The organism is Kumtagia ephedrae, from assembly GCF_003012745.1.
Taxonomy (GTDB): Bacteria; Pseudomonadota; Alphaproteobacteria; order Rhizobiales; family Rhizobiaceae; genus Kumtagia; species Kumtagia ephedrae.
Genome location: NZ_PXYK01000021.1, coordinates 68153 through 84732, shown reverse-complemented (window position 1 = coordinate 84732; position 16580 = coordinate 68153). Strand labels below are relative to the sequence as shown.

At 67.1% G+C, this 16580-nt stretch carries 16 protein-coding genes; 11 read left to right on the top strand and 5 right to left on the bottom strand.

Going from position 1 to position 16580, the window contains the following annotated elements:
• Nucleotides 1-29 precede the first annotated feature (29 nt).
• Nucleotides 30-878: a dimethylarginine dimethylaminohydrolase family protein gene (locus tag C7I84_RS20525; RefSeq protein WP_106774116.1), complete on the bottom strand. Its 849-nt coding sequence runs from the start codon at nucleotides 876-878 to the stop codon at nucleotides 30-32.
• 912 nt (nucleotides 879-1790) lie between these two features.
• Between C7I84_RS20525 and C7I84_RS20520 the strand changes: the two genes are divergently transcribed.
• The 5 genes from C7I84_RS20520 (at nucleotide 1791) to C7I84_RS20500 (ending at nucleotide 6100) form a co-directional block, all read left to right on the top strand.
• Complete coding sequence (locus C7I84_RS20520; protein ID WP_106774083.1) at nucleotides 1791-2603, top strand: ABC transporter ATP-binding protein; 813 nt, start codon at nucleotides 1791-1793, stop codon at nucleotides 2601-2603.
• Nucleotides 2604-2649: 46 nt separating this feature from the next.
• Nucleotides 2650-3441 (top strand): transporter substrate-binding domain-containing protein, encoded by a 792-nt coding sequence (locus C7I84_RS20515; RefSeq protein WP_106774115.1) that lies wholly within the window; start codon nucleotides 2650-2652, stop codon nucleotides 3439-3441.
• Nucleotides 3442-3616: 175 nt separating this feature from the next.
• On the top strand, nucleotides 3617-4285 hold the full coding sequence (locus C7I84_RS20510) for an ABC transporter permease (protein ID WP_106774114.1): 669 nt from the start codon (nucleotides 3617-3619) through the stop codon (nucleotides 4283-4285).
• Nucleotides 4282-5091 carry an ABC transporter permease gene (locus C7I84_RS20505; RefSeq protein WP_106774082.1) on the top strand — a complete coding sequence of 270 codons (810 nt, stop codon included), beginning with the start codon at nucleotides 4282-4284 and terminating at the stop codon, nucleotides 5089-5091. Before C7I84_RS20510 ends, C7I84_RS20505 begins: the two co-directional genes overlap by 4 nt.
• A 7-nt stretch (nucleotides 5092-5098) precedes the next feature.
• A complete protein-coding gene (locus C7I84_RS20500; protein WP_106774081.1) occupies nucleotides 5099-6100 on the top strand; it encodes an Ldh family oxidoreductase in 1002 nt (333 codons plus the stop codon).
• A gap of 107 nt (nucleotides 6101-6207) precedes the next feature.
• Here the strand turns inward: C7I84_RS20500 and gndA are convergent, their stop codons facing one another.
• Entirely contained in the window at nucleotides 6208-7620 is a 1413-nt protein-coding gene (gndA, locus tag C7I84_RS20495; protein WP_106774080.1) for an NADP-dependent phosphogluconate dehydrogenase, read from the bottom strand.
• A gap of 190 nt (nucleotides 7621-7810) precedes the next feature.
• Between gndA and C7I84_RS20490 the strand changes: the two genes are divergently transcribed.
• A complete protein-coding gene (locus C7I84_RS20490; RefSeq protein ID WP_106774079.1) occupies nucleotides 7811-8443 on the top strand; it encodes a LysE family translocator in 633 nt (210 codons plus the stop codon).
• Nucleotides 8444-8470: 27 nt separating this feature from the next.
• Here the strand turns inward: C7I84_RS20490 and C7I84_RS20485 are convergent, their stop codons facing one another.
• Entirely contained in the window at nucleotides 8471-8899 is a 429-nt protein-coding gene (locus C7I84_RS20485) for a Fur family transcriptional regulator (protein WP_106774078.1), read from the bottom strand.
• Nucleotides 8900-9014: 115 nt separating this feature from the next.
• A complete protein-coding gene (locus C7I84_RS20480; protein ID WP_106774077.1) occupies nucleotides 9015-9647 on the bottom strand; it encodes a bleomycin resistance protein in 633 nt (210 codons plus the stop codon).
• A gap of 246 nt (nucleotides 9648-9893) precedes the next feature.
• Here C7I84_RS20480 and C7I84_RS20475 point away from each other — a divergent pair, with 246 nt between their 5' ends.
• The 5 genes from C7I84_RS20475 to C7I84_RS20455 are packed head-to-tail and all read left to right on the top strand — an operon-like array spanning nucleotide 9894 to nucleotide 15393.
• Entirely contained in the window at nucleotides 9894-10805 is a 912-nt protein-coding gene (locus C7I84_RS20475; RefSeq protein WP_106774076.1) for a metal ABC transporter substrate-binding protein, read from the top strand.
• Entirely contained in the window at nucleotides 10802-11713 is a 912-nt protein-coding gene (locus tag C7I84_RS20470; protein WP_106774075.1) for a manganese/iron ABC transporter ATP-binding protein, read from the top strand. Before C7I84_RS20475 ends, C7I84_RS20470 begins: the two co-directional genes overlap by 4 nt.
• The gene (locus C7I84_RS20465) at nucleotides 11710-12573 is read left to right on the top strand and encodes a metal ABC transporter permease (RefSeq protein ID WP_106774074.1); all 864 of its coding nucleotides are present in this window, start codon (nucleotides 11710-11712) and stop codon (nucleotides 12571-12573) included. The genes C7I84_RS20470 and C7I84_RS20465 overlap by 4 nt, the downstream gene beginning before the upstream one ends.
• Nucleotides 12570-13421, top strand: a complete 852-nt coding sequence (locus C7I84_RS20460; protein ID WP_106774073.1) for a metal ABC transporter permease — start codon at nucleotides 12570-12572, stop codon at nucleotides 13419-13421. The genes C7I84_RS20465 and C7I84_RS20460 overlap by 4 nt, the downstream gene beginning before the upstream one ends.
• Before the next feature lie 52 nt (nucleotides 13422-13473).
• Entirely contained in the window at nucleotides 13474-15393 is a 1920-nt protein-coding gene (locus C7I84_RS20455; protein WP_245428518.1) for an adenylate/guanylate cyclase domain-containing protein, read from the top strand.
• 58 nt (nucleotides 15394-15451) lie between these two features.
• Here C7I84_RS20455 and C7I84_RS20450 read toward each other — a convergent pair whose 3' ends face one another.
• The gene (locus C7I84_RS20450; protein WP_106774071.1) at nucleotides 15452-16561 is read right to left on the bottom strand and encodes an ABC transporter ATP-binding protein; all 1110 of its coding nucleotides are present in this window, start codon (nucleotides 16559-16561) and stop codon (nucleotides 15452-15454) included.
• Between the last annotated feature and the right edge of the window lie 19 nt (nucleotides 16562-16580).

Below are 16580 nucleotides of genomic sequence, written 5' to 3'. Positions count from 1 at the left end.
AAGGGGGAGGGATAGCTGGCGCAGCGCGCTCATCCCCTCAGCACCGGCCGCGTCAGGCAGGTCGGCCCGCCTTCGCAGGCGATGCACAACGCATCCGCCGCGAAGGTTTTCACCGTGCATCCCGCCGCCTCCATCGCCGCCGCCGTCTTCGGAAATCCTGCCACGGCGATCACCTCGTAGGGGGCGGTCGGCAGCACGTTGAGGCTGAGCCCGTTGGAAGCAGAAAACTCGTCGGCGTCGCCTTCGACCAGCCGGATGCCCTTGGTTTTCAGCATCTGGTAGAAGGGCGCCGGCAGCAGCGGCGCATGGACCAGCGCCAGATCGTCGGCGAGCGGGCTGATCACCGACATCAGGTGCAGGCAGGCTTCTTCGCCGTGCCACAGCGGCAGATCGAAGCCGTAGACGGAGATGCCGTGCGGCGTCAGCAGATTGGCCATCTGCTGGATGCCGGCCTGGTTGCTGCGTACGCCGCGGCCGATGGCGAGCGTGGTGCGGTCGACCCAGACGCAGTCGCCGCCCTCGACCTGGCCGGGGGCCTCGATCCTGCCGAGGATGGGAATGCCGAGGCGGCGATAGGCGGCTTCATGCAGCGCCGGTTCCGGCTCGCGTAAAACCTTGCCCATCGACAGGATGACGGCGCCATGGTCGGTCACCAGCGACGGATCATGGGTGAAGACGGAATCGGCCAGCCCGTCCTCCTTGTCGTCGAGCCAGGTGATCTCGGCGCCCGACGCCGCCACCAGCTCCGCCAGCGCCTCATGCTGCGCCGCCGCCCGGCCGGCGTCGAAGCCAGGCCCGTAGTGCCAGTGTTTCGCGTCGGCGCCGCGCATGGCCGAAGCGGCGCGGCGCATCAGCACCCGTCTGAGTGGCGCCGCCATCGACTGCGATCCGAAGGCCGTCGCCACTGCAGTATCCACGCGGTTCCCCTCCGGTTCTGTCCTTACCGGCCAGTATCCACGCGCGAACACGGGCCGCAAGGGCCAGCACCGGCATTCGCCTTGGCGTTCGCGGCATCCGCGATTGCAAGATGGAGCCTGACCATGCGCTCCCAGGGCGAAATCGGCCAAACGGGGCGGTTTTCTGCATATGCAACCCTGTTGACCGCGGGGCGCCCGGCGTTGCGGCTGGATCCTCGACGGCGCCTGGCACCTGCTCGATGGCCGTCCAGGCGCACCGAGGGGGATGAAAAATCGCGCAGTCAGATATATTGCCCAGACTTTCCAATGGATTATCGCCTTCGTCACGGAAATCCCGCTCCACTTTATCCCCATCCCCTCCGCCTCCTTTATGGTTTCACCCAGTCCCTCCTGCGGGAACGCCGATCATGACGGTGGTCTGCGGGGAGGGGCCGGTGTCCGGAAGGTAGCGGCTAACGTGGCCGCGAGAGCCGGCGCTGCTTCAGAGTTTCCAACGATCCCGCCTTTGAGCGGGACGGGGCTCCGGTATGGCCTCAGGAGCCGTCATGAGCGGGATATCGCCGGCGTCACTTAAGCCGGAGTAGCGAGTACGATCCCATGACCCGGAAATGAAGCGGCGAAGAAGCACCGGACGGGCGGCCGAAAGGTCGCATATAAAATTTAGATGAGCGACCCCGCGGCCGCCCGTCTTCCCGACTTCTTCAGTGGCCAGGGCCGCAAGGCAGCGTGGCGAGGCTCGACACGCCGGTTCACCGCTCGGCGATGGCGGGTTGACGCAGGCGATGCGGAAAGTCCATTCTGCGGCGGGGAACAAGGCCGAGGTTGCGTAAAAGTGCACCGGCGTTTGATGGTAGCGTATGGGGGCGGTCGTTCATGACCGCGACGAAGAGCGACGCGTCGATCGAAACCGGCGGCAAGGCTGCCGCCGAAGCCATCCACATCGAGAACCTGCACAAGAGTTTTGGCAACCTTCACGTGCTGAAGGGCGTCTCGCTGTCGGCGCGCGACGGCGAGGTGGTCGCCATCATCGGCGGCAGCGGCTCGGGCAAGTCGACGCTGCTCAGATGCATCAACTGCCTGGAGAATCCGAGCAGCGGCCTGATCCGCGTCAACGGCGAGGAGATCAGGCTGAAGCCCGACGGCCATGGCGGCTCGGTGCCCGCCGACCGGCGGCAGATCGAAAGAATCCGCTCGCGCCTCGGCATGGTGTTCCAGAGCTTCAACCTGTGGAGCCATATGACCCTGCTGGAGAACGTGATCGAAGTGCCGATCCACGTTCTCGGCGTCGGGCGCGACGAAGCGGTCGCGGTTGCCGAAAAGCTGCTGGAACGCGTCGGTCTGGCGGACAAACGCAACGTCTATCCGGCCTTCATGTCGGGTGGCCAGCAGCAGCGTGGCGCCATCGCCCGCGCGCTCGCCATCCAGCCGCGCGTCATGCTGTTCGACGAGCCGACCTCGGCGCTCGATCCCGAGCTCGTCGGCGAGGTCCTGAAGGTCATCGCCGACCTGGCGCAGGAGGGCCGCACCATGGTGCTGGTCACCCACGAGATGAAGTTCGCGCGTCGCGTGGCGACCCACGTGGTCTATCTCTATAACGGGCTGGTCGAGGAGGAAGGTCCGCCCGAGCAGATTTTCGGCGCGCCGAAGTCCGAGCGCCTGAAGCAGTTTCTCCGCAACATCCATTGAGCCGCGGAGAAGGGGGTCAGAGAAAACAAGAATGGGAGATATCGTCATGAAGAAACTGTTGGCAGGTCTTGCCGTGGCCGTCGGCCTCGCGCTCGGCGCAGGTGCCGCCCAGGCCGAGCAGGTCAAGATCGGCTTCTCGCCCGAAGCCTATCCGCCGTTCTGGTCGCAGGATGCCTCCGGCAGCTGGGGCGGCTGGGAGGTCGAGATCATCAACGCCATCTGCGCCGAGCAGAAGCTCGACTGCGTGCTGACGCCGATCCCGTGGGACGGCCTCATCCCGGCGCTCGGCACCAAGAAGATCGACGCGATCATGAACTCGATGTCGATCACCGACGAGCGCAAGAAGACGATCGACTTCTCGGACAAGTACTACAACACGCCGACGGCCGTCATCGGCTCGAAGGACGCGAAGTTCGATGCGACGCCGGAAGGCCTCAAGGGCAAGATCATCGGCGTGCAGGTGTCCACCGTTCACGCCGCCTACGCCAAGAAGCACTTCACCGAGGCCGCCGAGATCAAGGAATACCAGACCCAGGACGAGGCCAACCAGGATCTCACCGCCGGCCGCATCGACGCGACCCAGGCCGATTCGATCGCCCTCGACGCGTTTCTCAAGTCGGATGCCGGCAAGGCCTGCTGCGACATGAAGGGCTATGTCGCGCCGGACGACGAGGTGCTCGGCCCCGGCGTCGGCGCCGGCGTGCGCAAGGACGATGCCGCACTCAAGGACAAGCTCAACGCCGGCATCAAGGCGATCCGCGACAACGGCAAATATGCCGAGATCACCAAGAAGTATTTCGACTTCGACGTCTACGGCGCCGAAGGCCAGACGAACTGATCGAACTCCGCCCTGCCCATCCCTTATGGGCAGGGCGGAGTGCCTGGGCGGCGAGCCGGCTCGCCGTTTTTGACAGTGTCATGCGGGGGACGGGCCCATAGACCTGCTGCACCTTTTCGGAGCGAGTTCCCTCGAGCTGCTGTCGTACAGTCCGCCCGGCTGGGGCGCGGTGCTGCTGCGCGGCCTCGTCAACTCGCTGATCATCGCCGCAGGCGCCTTCGGCATCGGCCTGCTGATCGGCATCGCCGGCGCCTTCGGCAAGCTATATGGCGGCCCGGTCACGCGCGACCTGCTCGAGGTCTACACCACGCTGGTGCGCGCCGTGCCGGAACTGGTGCTGATCCTGCTGCTCTATTACGCCGGCACCGACCTGATCAACCGGCTGATGGACATGCTTGGCTATCCGCCGGTCGACATAAGCGGCCTGGCCGCCGGCATCGGCGTGCTCGCCATCGTGCAGGGAGCCTATTCGACCGAGGTGCTGCGCGGCGCCATCCTTGCCATTCCGCAGGGCCAGATTGAGGCCGGGCGCGCCTACGGCATGTCGCCCTGGACGCTGATGAGGCGCATCACCCTGCCCGCCATGGTGCCCTTCGCCATCCCCGGCCTGGCCAATCTCTGGCTGATCGCCACTAAGGACACGGCGCTGCTCGCCATCGTCGGTTTTAGCGAGCTGACCCAGGCGACGCGGCAGGCGGCGGGCGCCACGAAAGCCTATTTCACCTTCTTCCTGGCCGCCGGCGGCATCTACCTGGTCGTGACCCTGCTTTCCCAGGTCATCCTCGCCCGCGCCGAACGCCGGACGCGCCGCGGCATGCCGTCCTTCGCGGGGAGCGGCCGGTGAGCGCGCTCGTCGTCAACGTCACCACCCGCCAGCGGGTGCTCGGCTGGCTGCAGCCGCACCGCATCGTGCTGATCGCCATCGCCCTGGCGATCGTCGTCTGCGCGGCCGTCTTCATGCGCTGGGACTGGATACCGAACTATGCCTGGCTCGCCGTCCAGGGCATATGGCGCACGATCTGGCTGCTGGTCGTCAGCGTCGTTCTCGGCTTCATGCTCGCGGTGCCGCTGGGGCTGGTGCAGGTCACCGGCCCGATCTGGCTGGCGGTGCCGGCAAGAACCTTCTGCACGATCATCCGCGGCACGCCGTTGCTGCTGCAGCTCTGGCTGCTTTATTTCGGCCTCGGTGCGCTGTTCCCGCAATTTCCCTGGATCCGCGAATCCTTCCTCTGGCCGTATCTGCGCCAGGCATGGCCATACGGCGTTCTCGCTCTCACGCTGTCCTATGCCGGCTACGAGGGCGAGGTGATGCGCGGTGCCTTCGCCGGCGTGCCGCGTGGACAGCTCGAGGCGGCGCGCGCCTTCGGCATGAGCCGCTGGAAGATTCTGCGCCGCGTTTGGCTGCCGCAGGCTACCTATCGCGCGCTGCCGACGCTCGCCGGCGAGACCGTGCTGCAACTGAAGGCCACGCCGCTGGTCGCGACCATCACGATGGTCGACATCTTTTCGGTCAGTTCGCGGGTGCGGCAGGAAACCTTCATCGTCTACGAGCCCCTGCTGCTGCTGGCGCTGGTCTACATGACGATCACGGCCATTCTGGTCTTCCTGTTCCGAAAACTGGAGGCGCGGATTCCGGCGCGCCCGGGATAACGACACCATGAGCGACACTGTTACCCTCCCCCTCGGCGACGCCCTCTCACTGTGCGAGACGGCAGCCACGCGTCTCGGCGCAAGTGCCGAGTTGGCCCGCTCGATCGCCGAAGCCGCGGTGCGCGCCGAGGCGGAGGGGCAGCCGGCGGTCGGTCTCGCGCATTACATCGATTATCTCGATTCACTGCGCGACGGCCGCATCGACGGCCGGGCGGAACCCGCGATCACCCGGCCGGCCCCGGCACTCATCCTGTCCGACGCCCGAGGCGGCGCGGCGCATCCCGGCTTCGACCGCGCCTTCGACGACCTCGTCGCCACCGCCCGCAATTTCGGGTTGGCGCTGTTCGTGCAGAAAAACGCCTACACCTGCGGCGCGCTCGGCCAGTTCGCGGCGCGTCTGGCGGAAGCCGGCCTCGTCGGCCTTGCCGCCACCAACGGCCCGGCGCTGATCGCCGGCTCCGGCGGCACGAAGCCGGTCTATTGCACCAATCCGCTGGCCTTCGCCGCGCCGGTCGAGGACGGCCCGCCGCTGCTGATCGACCAGTCCTCCAGCGCCACCGCCTTCGTCAACATCCGCCAGGCCGCACGCGAAGGGCGCCCGATTCCCGAGGGCTGGGCCGTGGACGCCGAGGGCAGTCCGACGACCGACCCGAACGAGGCGATGAAGGGCGCGCTGCTCGCCTTCGGCGGGGTGCGCGGCGCCAACATCGCGCTGATGGTGGAGGTGCTGGCGGCCGGCCTGTCGGGCGCAAACTGGTCGCTCGATGCGCACTCGATCTCGGAGGGCAGCGAAAATCCCGGAAGCGGCTTGTTCGTGCTGGCGATCGCTCCGGCCTTGCTCGATCCGGATTTTTCCCGGCGGCTTGCCGCGCAGCTCGACCGTCTGTCCGCCGACTACGGCGTCCACATCCCCGGTCCGGCCAAGGCGCGGGCGCGGCAGGCCGCGGAGCGCGACGGCATGACCGTGTCCCGGCCGATCTACGAGCGGATCGCGGGTGCCTCCCGCTGAAGCAGCGCCATCGCCGCGGACCGTACCAGGGAATTTCCGGTTCCGATGCATGCCGCCCGCCTCCCCAGGGCTGGGTGCCGTATATCGAGCCTGGAACGAGAAAGGCTTCACAGCCCCCACGGGCCGTGATGCGCACCGGGCTCGTCGATCCGCTCGAAGCCGTGCGCGCCGAAGAAGTCGCGCTGCGCCTGGATCAGGTTGGAGGTGCCGCGGCCCTGCCGGTAGCTGTCGAAATAGGCAAGCGCGGACGACAGGGCCGGGACCGGCAGGCCGGCTTCCGCCGCCTGGGCGACGATGCGGCGCAGCGCGGGATGCGCCTCCCGCATCATCGTCACGAAGGCCGGCGCCATCAGCAGGTTGGCGACCTTGCCGGCCGAAAACGCCTCGGCCAGCGTGCCCAGGAACTGCGAGCGGATGATGCAGCCGGCCCGCCAGATCTTTGCCACCATCGGCAGCGGGATGTTCCAGGAGAATTCGCGCGAGGCGGCGTCCATCACCGCAAATCCCTGCGCATAGGCGGCGATCTTGCCGGCAAACAGCGCCAGCTCCAGGTCGGCGAGCAATTTCTCCCGGTCGCCGCCGAACCCCCCGGCCGGCCGGGCGCCGTAGACGTCCTCCGCCGCCAGCCGCTCGTCCTTCAAGGAGGAGAGCACACGCGCCGCCACCGCGGCCTCGATGGCGGTGGCCGGCACGCCGAGCGTCTGCGCCTCGATCACCGACCATTTTCCGGTGCCCTTCTGGCCGGCGCGGTCGAGGATCACCTCGACGATCGGCTTGCCGGTCTTCTCGTCGTCGGCGGCGAGCACCGCCGCGGTGATCTCGATCAGGTAGGAGTTCAGCCGGCCTTCATTCCATCCGGCAAAAATCTTGCCGATCTCCTTCGGCGCCATGCCGAGGCCGTCGCGCAGCGCGCCGTAGATCTCGGCGATCATCTGCATGTCGGCATATTCGATGCCGTTATGGACGGTCTTGACGAAATGCCCGGCGCCGTTCGGACCGAGCCAGGCGGCGCAGGGCTCGTCCTGATACTTCGCCGAGATGTCGAGCAGCACCTTCTCGATGCGCTTGTAGGAGTCCTCGGTGCCGCCGACCATGATCGACGGGCCGTGGCGTGCGCCCTCCTCGCCGCCGGAGACGCCCATGCCGATGAAGGTCAGGCCGGTGCCCTCCAGCTCGTGGAAGCGGCGCATCGTATCGTGGAAATTGGCGTTGCCGGCGTCGATGACGATGTCGTTCTCCGACAGGACGCCGCGCAGCAGCGCGATCTGCTCGTCGACCGGCTTGCCGGCCTGCGTCATGATGATCACCGGGCGCGGCGGCTGGATCGCCTCGGCCAGCGCCTCTATGCTGTCGCAGGGCACGATCATGTCCGACAGCGGGCCGGCCTCGGCGGCGAATTCATGGGGGCGCGCGGTGGTGCGGTTGAAGACGGCGATGCGGTGGCCCTTCTCGGCGATGTTCAGCGCCAGGTTCGATCCCATCACGCCAAGGCCGATCAGGCCGATTTCGGCTTTTTCCATCGTCTTTCCCGCTGCTTCATCCATCGGCCTCTCGCCGCGGCGCTGTTTTGGCGCCGGGCGGCGGCTTCGTCAACCGGCGAACGTATTCGAGGCGAGCGGCGGCGCCCGGCGTTGACATGTCAGGCCCGAATTCTACCTGACGTATCCGGGCGCACCGTCACCTGGAGCGCTGTTCCGAAAGGAGCGTTCCATGAATCCGGCTTTGTGGGCGGCGTTTTGCGGAACCGTCATTCTGCTGCAATTGCCGCCCGGTCCCGACAGCATGCTGGTCATGGCGCGGGGCATCGGGCAGGGACGCAGGATCGCCTTGTTCACGGTGCTCGGGATGACCGTGGGCGCCGGCATGGTCCAGTTGCCGCTTGTCGCGCTCGGCGTGGCGTCGCTGGTGCGGGCGTATCCATGGATGCTGGGCCTGCTGCAATCGGCCGGAGCGCTCTATCTCGTCTGGCTCGGCACGCGGCTGCTGCTGTCGCCGCCTCCGGACGCAGCGCCGGCACGCCCTGTCGCAAAGCCGCTTGCCGCCGCCCGTGAAGGCATGATCGCCAATCTGGTGAACCCGTGGCCGATCACCTTCATGATCGCCTTTCTCCCCCAGTTCGTCGATCCCGCCCGCGGCTCCGTCACGCTGCAATTGCTGCTGCTCGGCGTCACCCAGAAGGTCACCGGCCTGCTGGTTCTTGGAAGCTACGCCATTGCCGCCGGCACGCTCGGCGCATGGATCATGCGGCGGCCCCGCGTGGGACTGTGGCAGCAGCGGATCGCCGGCGGTTTCGTCATCCTGCTCGGGCTCCGCATGGCCTTCAGCGGCGGGTCGAGTCGCTGAGTCGGCGGTTCGCAGATGTCGGCCGCGTCACGCCCGCCGCTTGCGGCCGTACAGCTCGAAGCGATGATGGACGATGTCGTAGCCGAGCTTCTTGGCGATCTCGTCCTGCAATTGCTCGATGCGGTCGGACGTGAACTCGATGACGTCGCCGGTCTCGATGTCGATGAGATGGTCGTGATGCTCGCCGCCGGCCCGCTCGAAGCGCGACGGGCCGCCCTCGAAGGCGTGGCGATGGATCGCTCCCATCTCCTCCAGCAGCTTCATCGTCCGGTAGACCGTCGACAGCGAGATGCCCGGGTCGATCGCGACGGAGCGCCGAAAGATCTCCAGCGCGTCGGGGTGGTCGTCCGTCGCCGACAGGATGCCGAGAATCACCTTGCGCGGCCGTGTGATCCGCACGCCCGCCTTGCGCAGCGCCTTCTCGTAGTCCGGCTTGATCGTCTTGTGCTTCACCATGCCGCGACTATGCGCCAGATGACAACCAGTTGCAAAGAAAACGGTCCGAAAGCCACAGGTCGCCGGCGTCGCCATGGGCGATTTTCGCAAGCGGCGAACAGGGTGCCGCGCCGCGCTACCCCGCGAAGCAGACGAGGTTTCCGTCCAGGTCGGCGACGATGAACGTCGAAGCTCCCCACGGCTCCTTCCGGAGCGCCTGGTGGAGGCGGACGCCGGCGTCCTGGTATTCGAGGAACAGCGCCTTGGCGTCATCCACCGCGATGGTCGCGGACAGGGCGTCGGCCTCGCGGTCGCGAAGGCTCTCGTCGAACACCCGCCCTCGAACACGCCGCAGGTTGAGCCGCGCCCCATCGCGGAACACCTGCGCATAGAAGGGCGGGTTGCCGTAGGAGAAAGCGACCTCGAAGCCGAGTTTCTGGACGTAGAAGCCGATGGCAGCTTCCATATCCGACGTGAAAAGCTGCGGCTCGGCGGCCAGCAGCACCGGCCGCGATCCTGGCTCCATTGCCCGCGCGTCCGTGATGGCGGCTCCTTCTTTCAGTGCCGCCCAGCTCTCGAAGCCTTGCTTGCGCGCCACCAGTTCCTGCGCGTCGGCGAGCTTGAACTCGGCATCGAGCACCGCGCGGTCGCCCAGCCCGGCGAAACGCGGCAGCCAATGGCTGATTGTCGCGGCGACGGGAAAATAGCGGTCCCGATGCCAGCGCACATACTGCTTGGCCTGTTTTCTGAGATTCTCGAGATTCGGCATGAAATCCTCCGGTCACTCGGAGGCGGGCATTGCCCAGCCGGCTGAAGCCGATGCGCCCTGCCGCAGCGCCCCGAAAGAAGACAAAAGCGGCTCGGGATTGTCAAGCTTGGCATGTCGCTGCAACCCCGCCCGCCCGCTTTCCTATCTCTCCTTTTGCAAACGATTTGCAATTGCATTGACATGGCGCCAGCGGGTCGCTAGCTATGCAGGGAGGGCGGCACAGGCCGCGTCACCGAAGGAGATTCCATGCGCCGCCGTACGCTGCTTGCCGCTTTCCTCGCCTTGCCGGCGCTCGCCGCCTGCTCCCCAGCCGACGAGGGCAAGGCGGAGAGCCGCGGCGAGAAGATGCTGGTGGCCACGACGTTCACCGTCATCGCCGACATCGCGCGCAACGTCGCGGGCGATGCCGCCGAGGTCGTCTCGATCACCAAGCCGGGCGCCGAGATCCACAACTATCAGCCGACCCCTGGCGACCTCATCGCCGCGCAGAAGGCCGACCTTATCCTGTGGAACGGCCTCAACCTCGAACTCTGGTTCGAAAAGTTCTTCGGCAATCTGGACGACGTGCCGAGCGCGGTGCTGACCGAGGGCATCGAACCTATGAGCATCGCCGAGGGGCCGTACACGGGCAAGCCCAACCCGCATGCCTGGATGTCGCCGGAAGGCGCGGTGATCTATGTCGAGAACATACGGAAGGCCTTCGCCGAGCGCGATCCGGAAAACGCCGACGTCTATGCGGCCAACGCCAAGGCCTATGTCGATAAGATCAGGGCGACGGTCGAGCCGGCCCGCACGGCACTGGCCGCGGTGCCCGAGGAGCGGCGCTGGCTGGTCACCAGCGAGGGCGCCTTCTCCTATCTGGCGCGCGACTTCGGCCTGAAGGAGCTATACCTCTGGCCGATCAACGCCGACCAGCAGGGCACGCCGCAGCAGGTGCGCAAGGTCATCGACGCGGTCAGGGCAAACCACATCCCGGCGGTGTTCTCCGAAAGCACCGTGTCGCCCGACCCGGCCGAGCAGGTGGCGCGCGAGACCGGTGCAAAATATGGCGGCGTGCTCTATGTCGATTCCCTGAGCGAGGCCGACGGGCCGGTGCCGACCTATCTCGACATGATGCGCGTCACCACGGAAACCATCGCCAAAGCCTTGTCGCAATGAATGCTCCCCTAGCCAGCGCGCGGCGCGCGCCAGCCACCGACGCCGACGGCCTCTCGGTCGAGAACGTCACCGTCACCTACCGCAACGGCCACACCGCGATACGCAATGCGAGTTTCGCGATACCGCGCGGAACCATCACCGCCATGGTCGGAATCAACGGCAGCGGCAAGTCGACGCTGTTCAAGTCGATCATGGGGTTCGTTCCGCTGGCGGCGGGACGGGTGACGATCCTCGGCGAGCCGGCGGCCGAGGCATTGCGCAAGAACGCCGTCGCCTATGTGCCGCAGAGCGAGGACGTCGACTGGAACTTCCCGGTTCTTGTCGAGGACGTCGTCATGATGGGCCGCTACGGCCACATGAATTTCCTGCGCATGCCGCGCCCCGCCGACCATGAGGCGGTGGACGCCGCCCTGAAGCGCGTCGGCATGGCGGATTTCCGCAAGCGGCAGATCGGTGAGCTGTCCGGCGGCCAGAAGAAGCGCGTCTTCCTCGCCCGCGCCCTGGCGCAGGACGGAAAGATCATCCTGCTCGACGAGCCGTTCACCGGCGTCGACGTGCGCACCGAGGAGGCGATCATCGCGCTCCTGCAGTCGCTTCGCGACGAGGGCCGGGTGATGCTGGTCTCTACCCACAATCTCGGCAGCGTACCGCGCTTCTGCGACCGCGCCGTGCTGATCAACCGCACCGTGCTATGCTACGGGCCGACCGCGGAGGTGTTCACCCACGCCAACCTCGAAAAGGCCTTCGGCGGCGTGCTGCGGCAGTTCACGCTGGGCGGCGCCGAACTGCACGACGACGCCGACCCGCGCACGGTCACCGTGCTCACCGACGACGAGCGTCCCTTCGTCATCTACGACCGCGGCGCCGATCCGCGTGACGAGCCGGACGCCGGGGAGTCCGGCCGGTGATCGCCACGCTCCTGGAGCCGTTCGCCTATGGCTACATGGTCAACGCCATGTGGGTGTCGGCTCTGGTCGGCGGCGTCTGCGCCTTTCTCTCCGCCTATCTGATGCTGAAGGGCTGGTCGCTGATCGGCGACGCGCTCTCGCATTCGATCGTGCCGGGAGTGGCCGGCGCCTACATGCTCGGCCTGCCGTTCTCGCTCGGCGCCTTCCTGTCGGGCGGGCTTGCGGCGGGGGCGATGCTCTTCCTCAACCAGCGCACAAAGCTCAAGGAAGACGCCATCATCGGCCTGATCTTCACCTCCTTCTTCGGCCTCGGCCTGTTCATGGTGTCGCTGTCGCCGACCTCGGTGAACATCCAGACCATCGTGCTCGGCAACATCCTCGCCGTGACGCCGGCCGACACGCTGCAGCTCGTGCTGATCGGCGGCATCTCGCTCGCCGTGCTGCTCGCCAAATGGAAGGATCTCATGGTCGTTTTCTTCGACGAGAACCATGCGCGCTCGGTCGGTCTCAACCCCGACCTGCTGAAGATCGTGTTCTTCACGCTGCTGTCGGCCTGCACGGTCGCCGCCCTGCAGACGGTCGGCGCCTTCCTGGTGATCGCCATGGTGGTGACGCCCGGCGCCACCGCCTATCTCTTGACCGACCGCTTTCCGCGGCTCATCGCGCTCAGCGTCGCCATCGGCGCCGGCACCAGCTTCTTCGGCGCCTATGCCAGCTATTTCCTCGACGGCGCCACCGGCGGCATCATCGTGGTGGCGCAGACGCTGATCTTCCTCGCCGCCTTCTTCCTCGCACCCAAGCACGGCATGCTGGCGGCCCGCCGGCGGGCACGGGAAGCGCTGAAGGAGGACGCGGCATGACCGATCTCCTCCTCCAGCCTTTCGCCTTCGGCTTCATGCAGCAGGCTTTCATCATCGCCCTGCTGGTCGCCATACCCATGGCGCTGCTGTCCTGCTTCCTCGTGCTCAAGGGCTGGTCGCTGATGGGCGACGCCATCAGCCACGCGGTACTGCCCGGCGTCGTGCTCGCCTACATCGCCGGTATCCCGCTCGCCATCGGCGCTTTCGCCGCCGGCATGGTCTGCGCGCTCGCCACCGGCTTCCTCAAGGAGAACAGCCGGGTCAAGGAGGACACGGTCATGGGCATCGTGTTCTCCGGCATGTTCGGGCTGGGCATCGTGCTCTACACCAAGATCCAGTCGTCCGTGCATCTCGACCACATCCTGTTCGGCGACATGCTCGGCGTGTCCTGGGGCGACGTGCTGGAAAGCGGCGTGATCGCCGCGGTGTCGGCCGGGCTGGTGCTGGTATTCCGCCGCGATCTCCTGCTCAACGCCTTCGACCCGCAGCATGCGCGCGCCATCGGCCTGCCGGTGCGGCTGCTGCATTACGGGCTGCTGTCGGTGCTGTCGCTCACCATCGTCGGCGCGCTCAAGGCGGTGGGCATCATCCTCGCCATCGCCATGCTGATCGCACCGGGTGCCATCGCCTTCCTGCTGACGACCCGCTTCGAGCGCATGCTGGCTGTGTCGGTGGCGGTCGGGGTGGTGGCCTCGTTCTTCGGCGTCTATCTCAGCTTCTTCCTCAACTCCGCGCCGGCGCCCACCATCGTGCTGTTGATGTCCATCGGCTTCCTGGCGGCGTTCCTGTGGTCGCGCCTGCGCATCGCACGCGCCGAGCGGCGGCTTGCCGCCGAGCCTCCCGCCTGAGCGGCGACGCGCCCCGCTTGCATTTTACCGGCCGTTGGCCACATTGACGGGCATGGATTCGTCGAGAGAGCCGGCGCGCCTGCCGCGCCCCGTCGAGAAGCGGCGGCGCGTTCCGATCGCCGTCATCATGGCGCTCAGCTTCGGAACGCTGGTTTTGCTGTCGGTCGGCGGCGTGCTGGCGCTGTCCGTAGGCGCCAACTTCCGCAACACCTTCGATCTGCTGGGCGCGCAGTCGACGCTGCTGGTCGACGCGATGGAGGATTCGCTGCGTGCGCAGATGCAGCAGGCCGAGCGCGCGGTCGACGGCATCGCCGGGCTGTATGCGCAGGGCGAATTCCAGATCGACGACGCCGACGCCATGTCGTCGGCACTGGCCGGGGCTCTTTCGGCCACCAGCGAAGCGACCGCCATGCTCATCTGCACGCCCGACATGGTCTGCCGCGGCGTCGCGCGCACCCGGGACGAGGGCTCCCACGCGATTCGCCGGCTGCCCGTCGAGGCGGAAAAGCTGCCGCAGACCATGGCGGTCCTGGAACAGCGGCGCCGGGTCGATGGCCGCCGATGGGGCGCGTTCGTGACCAACGAGCACGGCCTGTTCGCCCAGGTCTCGGCCCCGTTGAAGCGGGGCGGGGCGACGCAAGGCTGGGCGATCGCGGCGGTGGAACTGCACAAGCTGTCCGAGATCACGCGGCAGCTCTCGACGCGCTTCGGCACCCACGCCTTCATTCTCGACGGCGACGACCGCGTGCTTGCCGACGAGCGCCTTGCCGATCCCGATGCGCTGAAGAGCGGCATCGCCCCGCTCACGCCGCTTGCCGCCTTCGGCGATCCGGTGCTCGCCGCCTATGCCACGCGCAAGGTGGAGGATCAGTTCGATGCCCGGCGCACCCGCGACGTCGAGCTTGCCGAGGTCAATATCGGCGGCGCAAGCGGCTCGTCGCACTGGTGGGAGGACCAGGCGACCTACATCACCATCACCCGCAAGATCGCCGGCTACGGCGACCGGCCCTGGACGATCGGCGCCTATTTCGCCAGCGGCGACATCGCCGACGAGATCGAACGCGTCTTCATGTCGGCCCTGCTCGGCCTCGCGGCGATGGCCGCCGCGGTCATCGTCGCCATCCTGCTCGGCAGGCGCCTGTCCCGCCCGGTCCAGGCGATCGCCAGCCAGGCGCAGCGCGTCGCCGACTTCGAGCTCGACGGCGTGACCCCGCTGCCGCGCAGCCGCGTGCTCGAGCTCGACGACCAGGCTTCCGCCTTCAACGCCATGCTGATCGGGCTGCGCGCCTTTTCGACCTATATCCCGCGCTCGCTGGTGGCGAAGCTGGTGCGCACCGGCGAGATCGGCGTCGCCGAATCGCGCGAGGCGATCGTCACGGTCATGTTCACCGACATATCCGGCTTCACCGCCCTGTCGGAGCAGATGGGAGCGGCCGACGCCGCGCGGCTGCTCAACCATCACTTCGCCATCCTGTGCCGCGTGGTCGATGCCGAGGGCGGCACGGTCGACAAGTTCCTCGGCGACGGCATGATGGCCTTCTTCGGCGCGCCGGATCACCTGAAGGGCCATGCCGCCGCCGCGGTTCGCGCGGCCGTCAGGATCCGCGAGGAGCTGGACGCCGACAACCTGGCCGCCGCCGATGCCGGCCGGCCGACGCTCCGGGTGCGCATCGGCATCCACAGCGGGCCTGTCATCGTCGGCAACATCGGCGCGTCCGACCGCGTCAACTACACGATCGTCGGCGACACGGTGAATGTCAGCCAGAGGCTGCAGGAGCTGGGCAAGACGCTCGCTCCCGACGCCGCCACCGCCATCCTCATTTCCGCGGAAACCGCCGCCCGCCTCGACGAACGTTTCGAGACGGTCCCCGCCGGCAGGCACAAGCTGCGTGGACGGGGCGGCGCTACCGAGGTCTTCCTGGTCGACGGGATCTCCGCCTCCGCCATGCAGGCCGAGGCGAGCGCCGCATAAAGCAGGCGGGCCCCCTCTCGGGAGCCCGCCGCACAAAGGCGCCAGACGGGAGGAGGGGTCAGGCTGCCTTCGCCTCCTCGCGCGGTCGCGCGAACGAAAGGCCGTTGTCGTCGAAGATATGCAGGTCGCCCGGATCGGCGGCAAGCCGGATCGTCGAGCCGCGCTGGATGCCGGCGTTGCCCGGCAGCTTCGCCACGACCGGCTGGTTCGAGCGGCCGACGTCGACATAGACCAGCTGCACCTCGCCGAGCTGCTCGACATAGTCGACCGCACCCTCGAACAGGACGTTGTCGCCGGTCGCGACGGAGAGGTCTTCCGGCCGCACGCCGAAGCTGATGGCGCTGCCGGCGGAGGCACCCGACGTGGAGACCGGCACCGCGATCTTGCGGCCGGACACGTCGACCTCGGTCCGCATGCCCGGCCTGTCGATCGTGCCCGGCAGGATGTTCATGGCCGGCGAGCCGATGAACTGGGCGACGAACAGATTGCCTGGATGCTTGTAGAGCTCCATTGGCGTGCCGACCTGCTCGATGCGGCCGTCCTTGAGCACGACGATACGGTCGGCCAGCGTCATCGCCTCGACCTGGTCGTGGGTGACGTAGATCATGGTGGTGTTGGGCATCGATTCCTTGAGCTTGGCGATCTCGATGCGGGTGGCGACACGCAGGGCGGCGTCGAGGTTCGATAGCGGCTCGTCGAACAAAAACACCTTCGGATTGCGCACGATGGCGCGGCCGATGGCGACGCGCTGGCGCTGGCCGCCCGACATCGCCTTGGGCAGGCGGTCTAGCAGCTTGGTCAGCTGCAGGATCTCGGCGGCGTTCTTCACGCGCTTGTCGATCTCCTCCTTGCTCTCGCGGGCGATGCGCATGGAGAAGGCCATGTTGTCGTAGACCGTCATATGCGGATAGAGCGCATAGGACTGGAACACCATGGCGATGCCGCGCTTGGACGGCGGCACGTCGTTGACCACCTCGCCGGCGATCTGCAGTTCACCGGAGGTGATCTCCTCCAGACCGGCGATGGTGCGCAGCAGCGTCGATTTTCCGCAGCCCGAAGGCCCGACGAAGACGATGAACTCGCCCGACTGGATGTCGAGGTCGATGCCGTGCAGCGTGTACAGGCTGCCATACGCCTTCTTGACGTTCCTGAGGGTGAGATCGGCCATTGTTGTCCTCCCTTTGTCG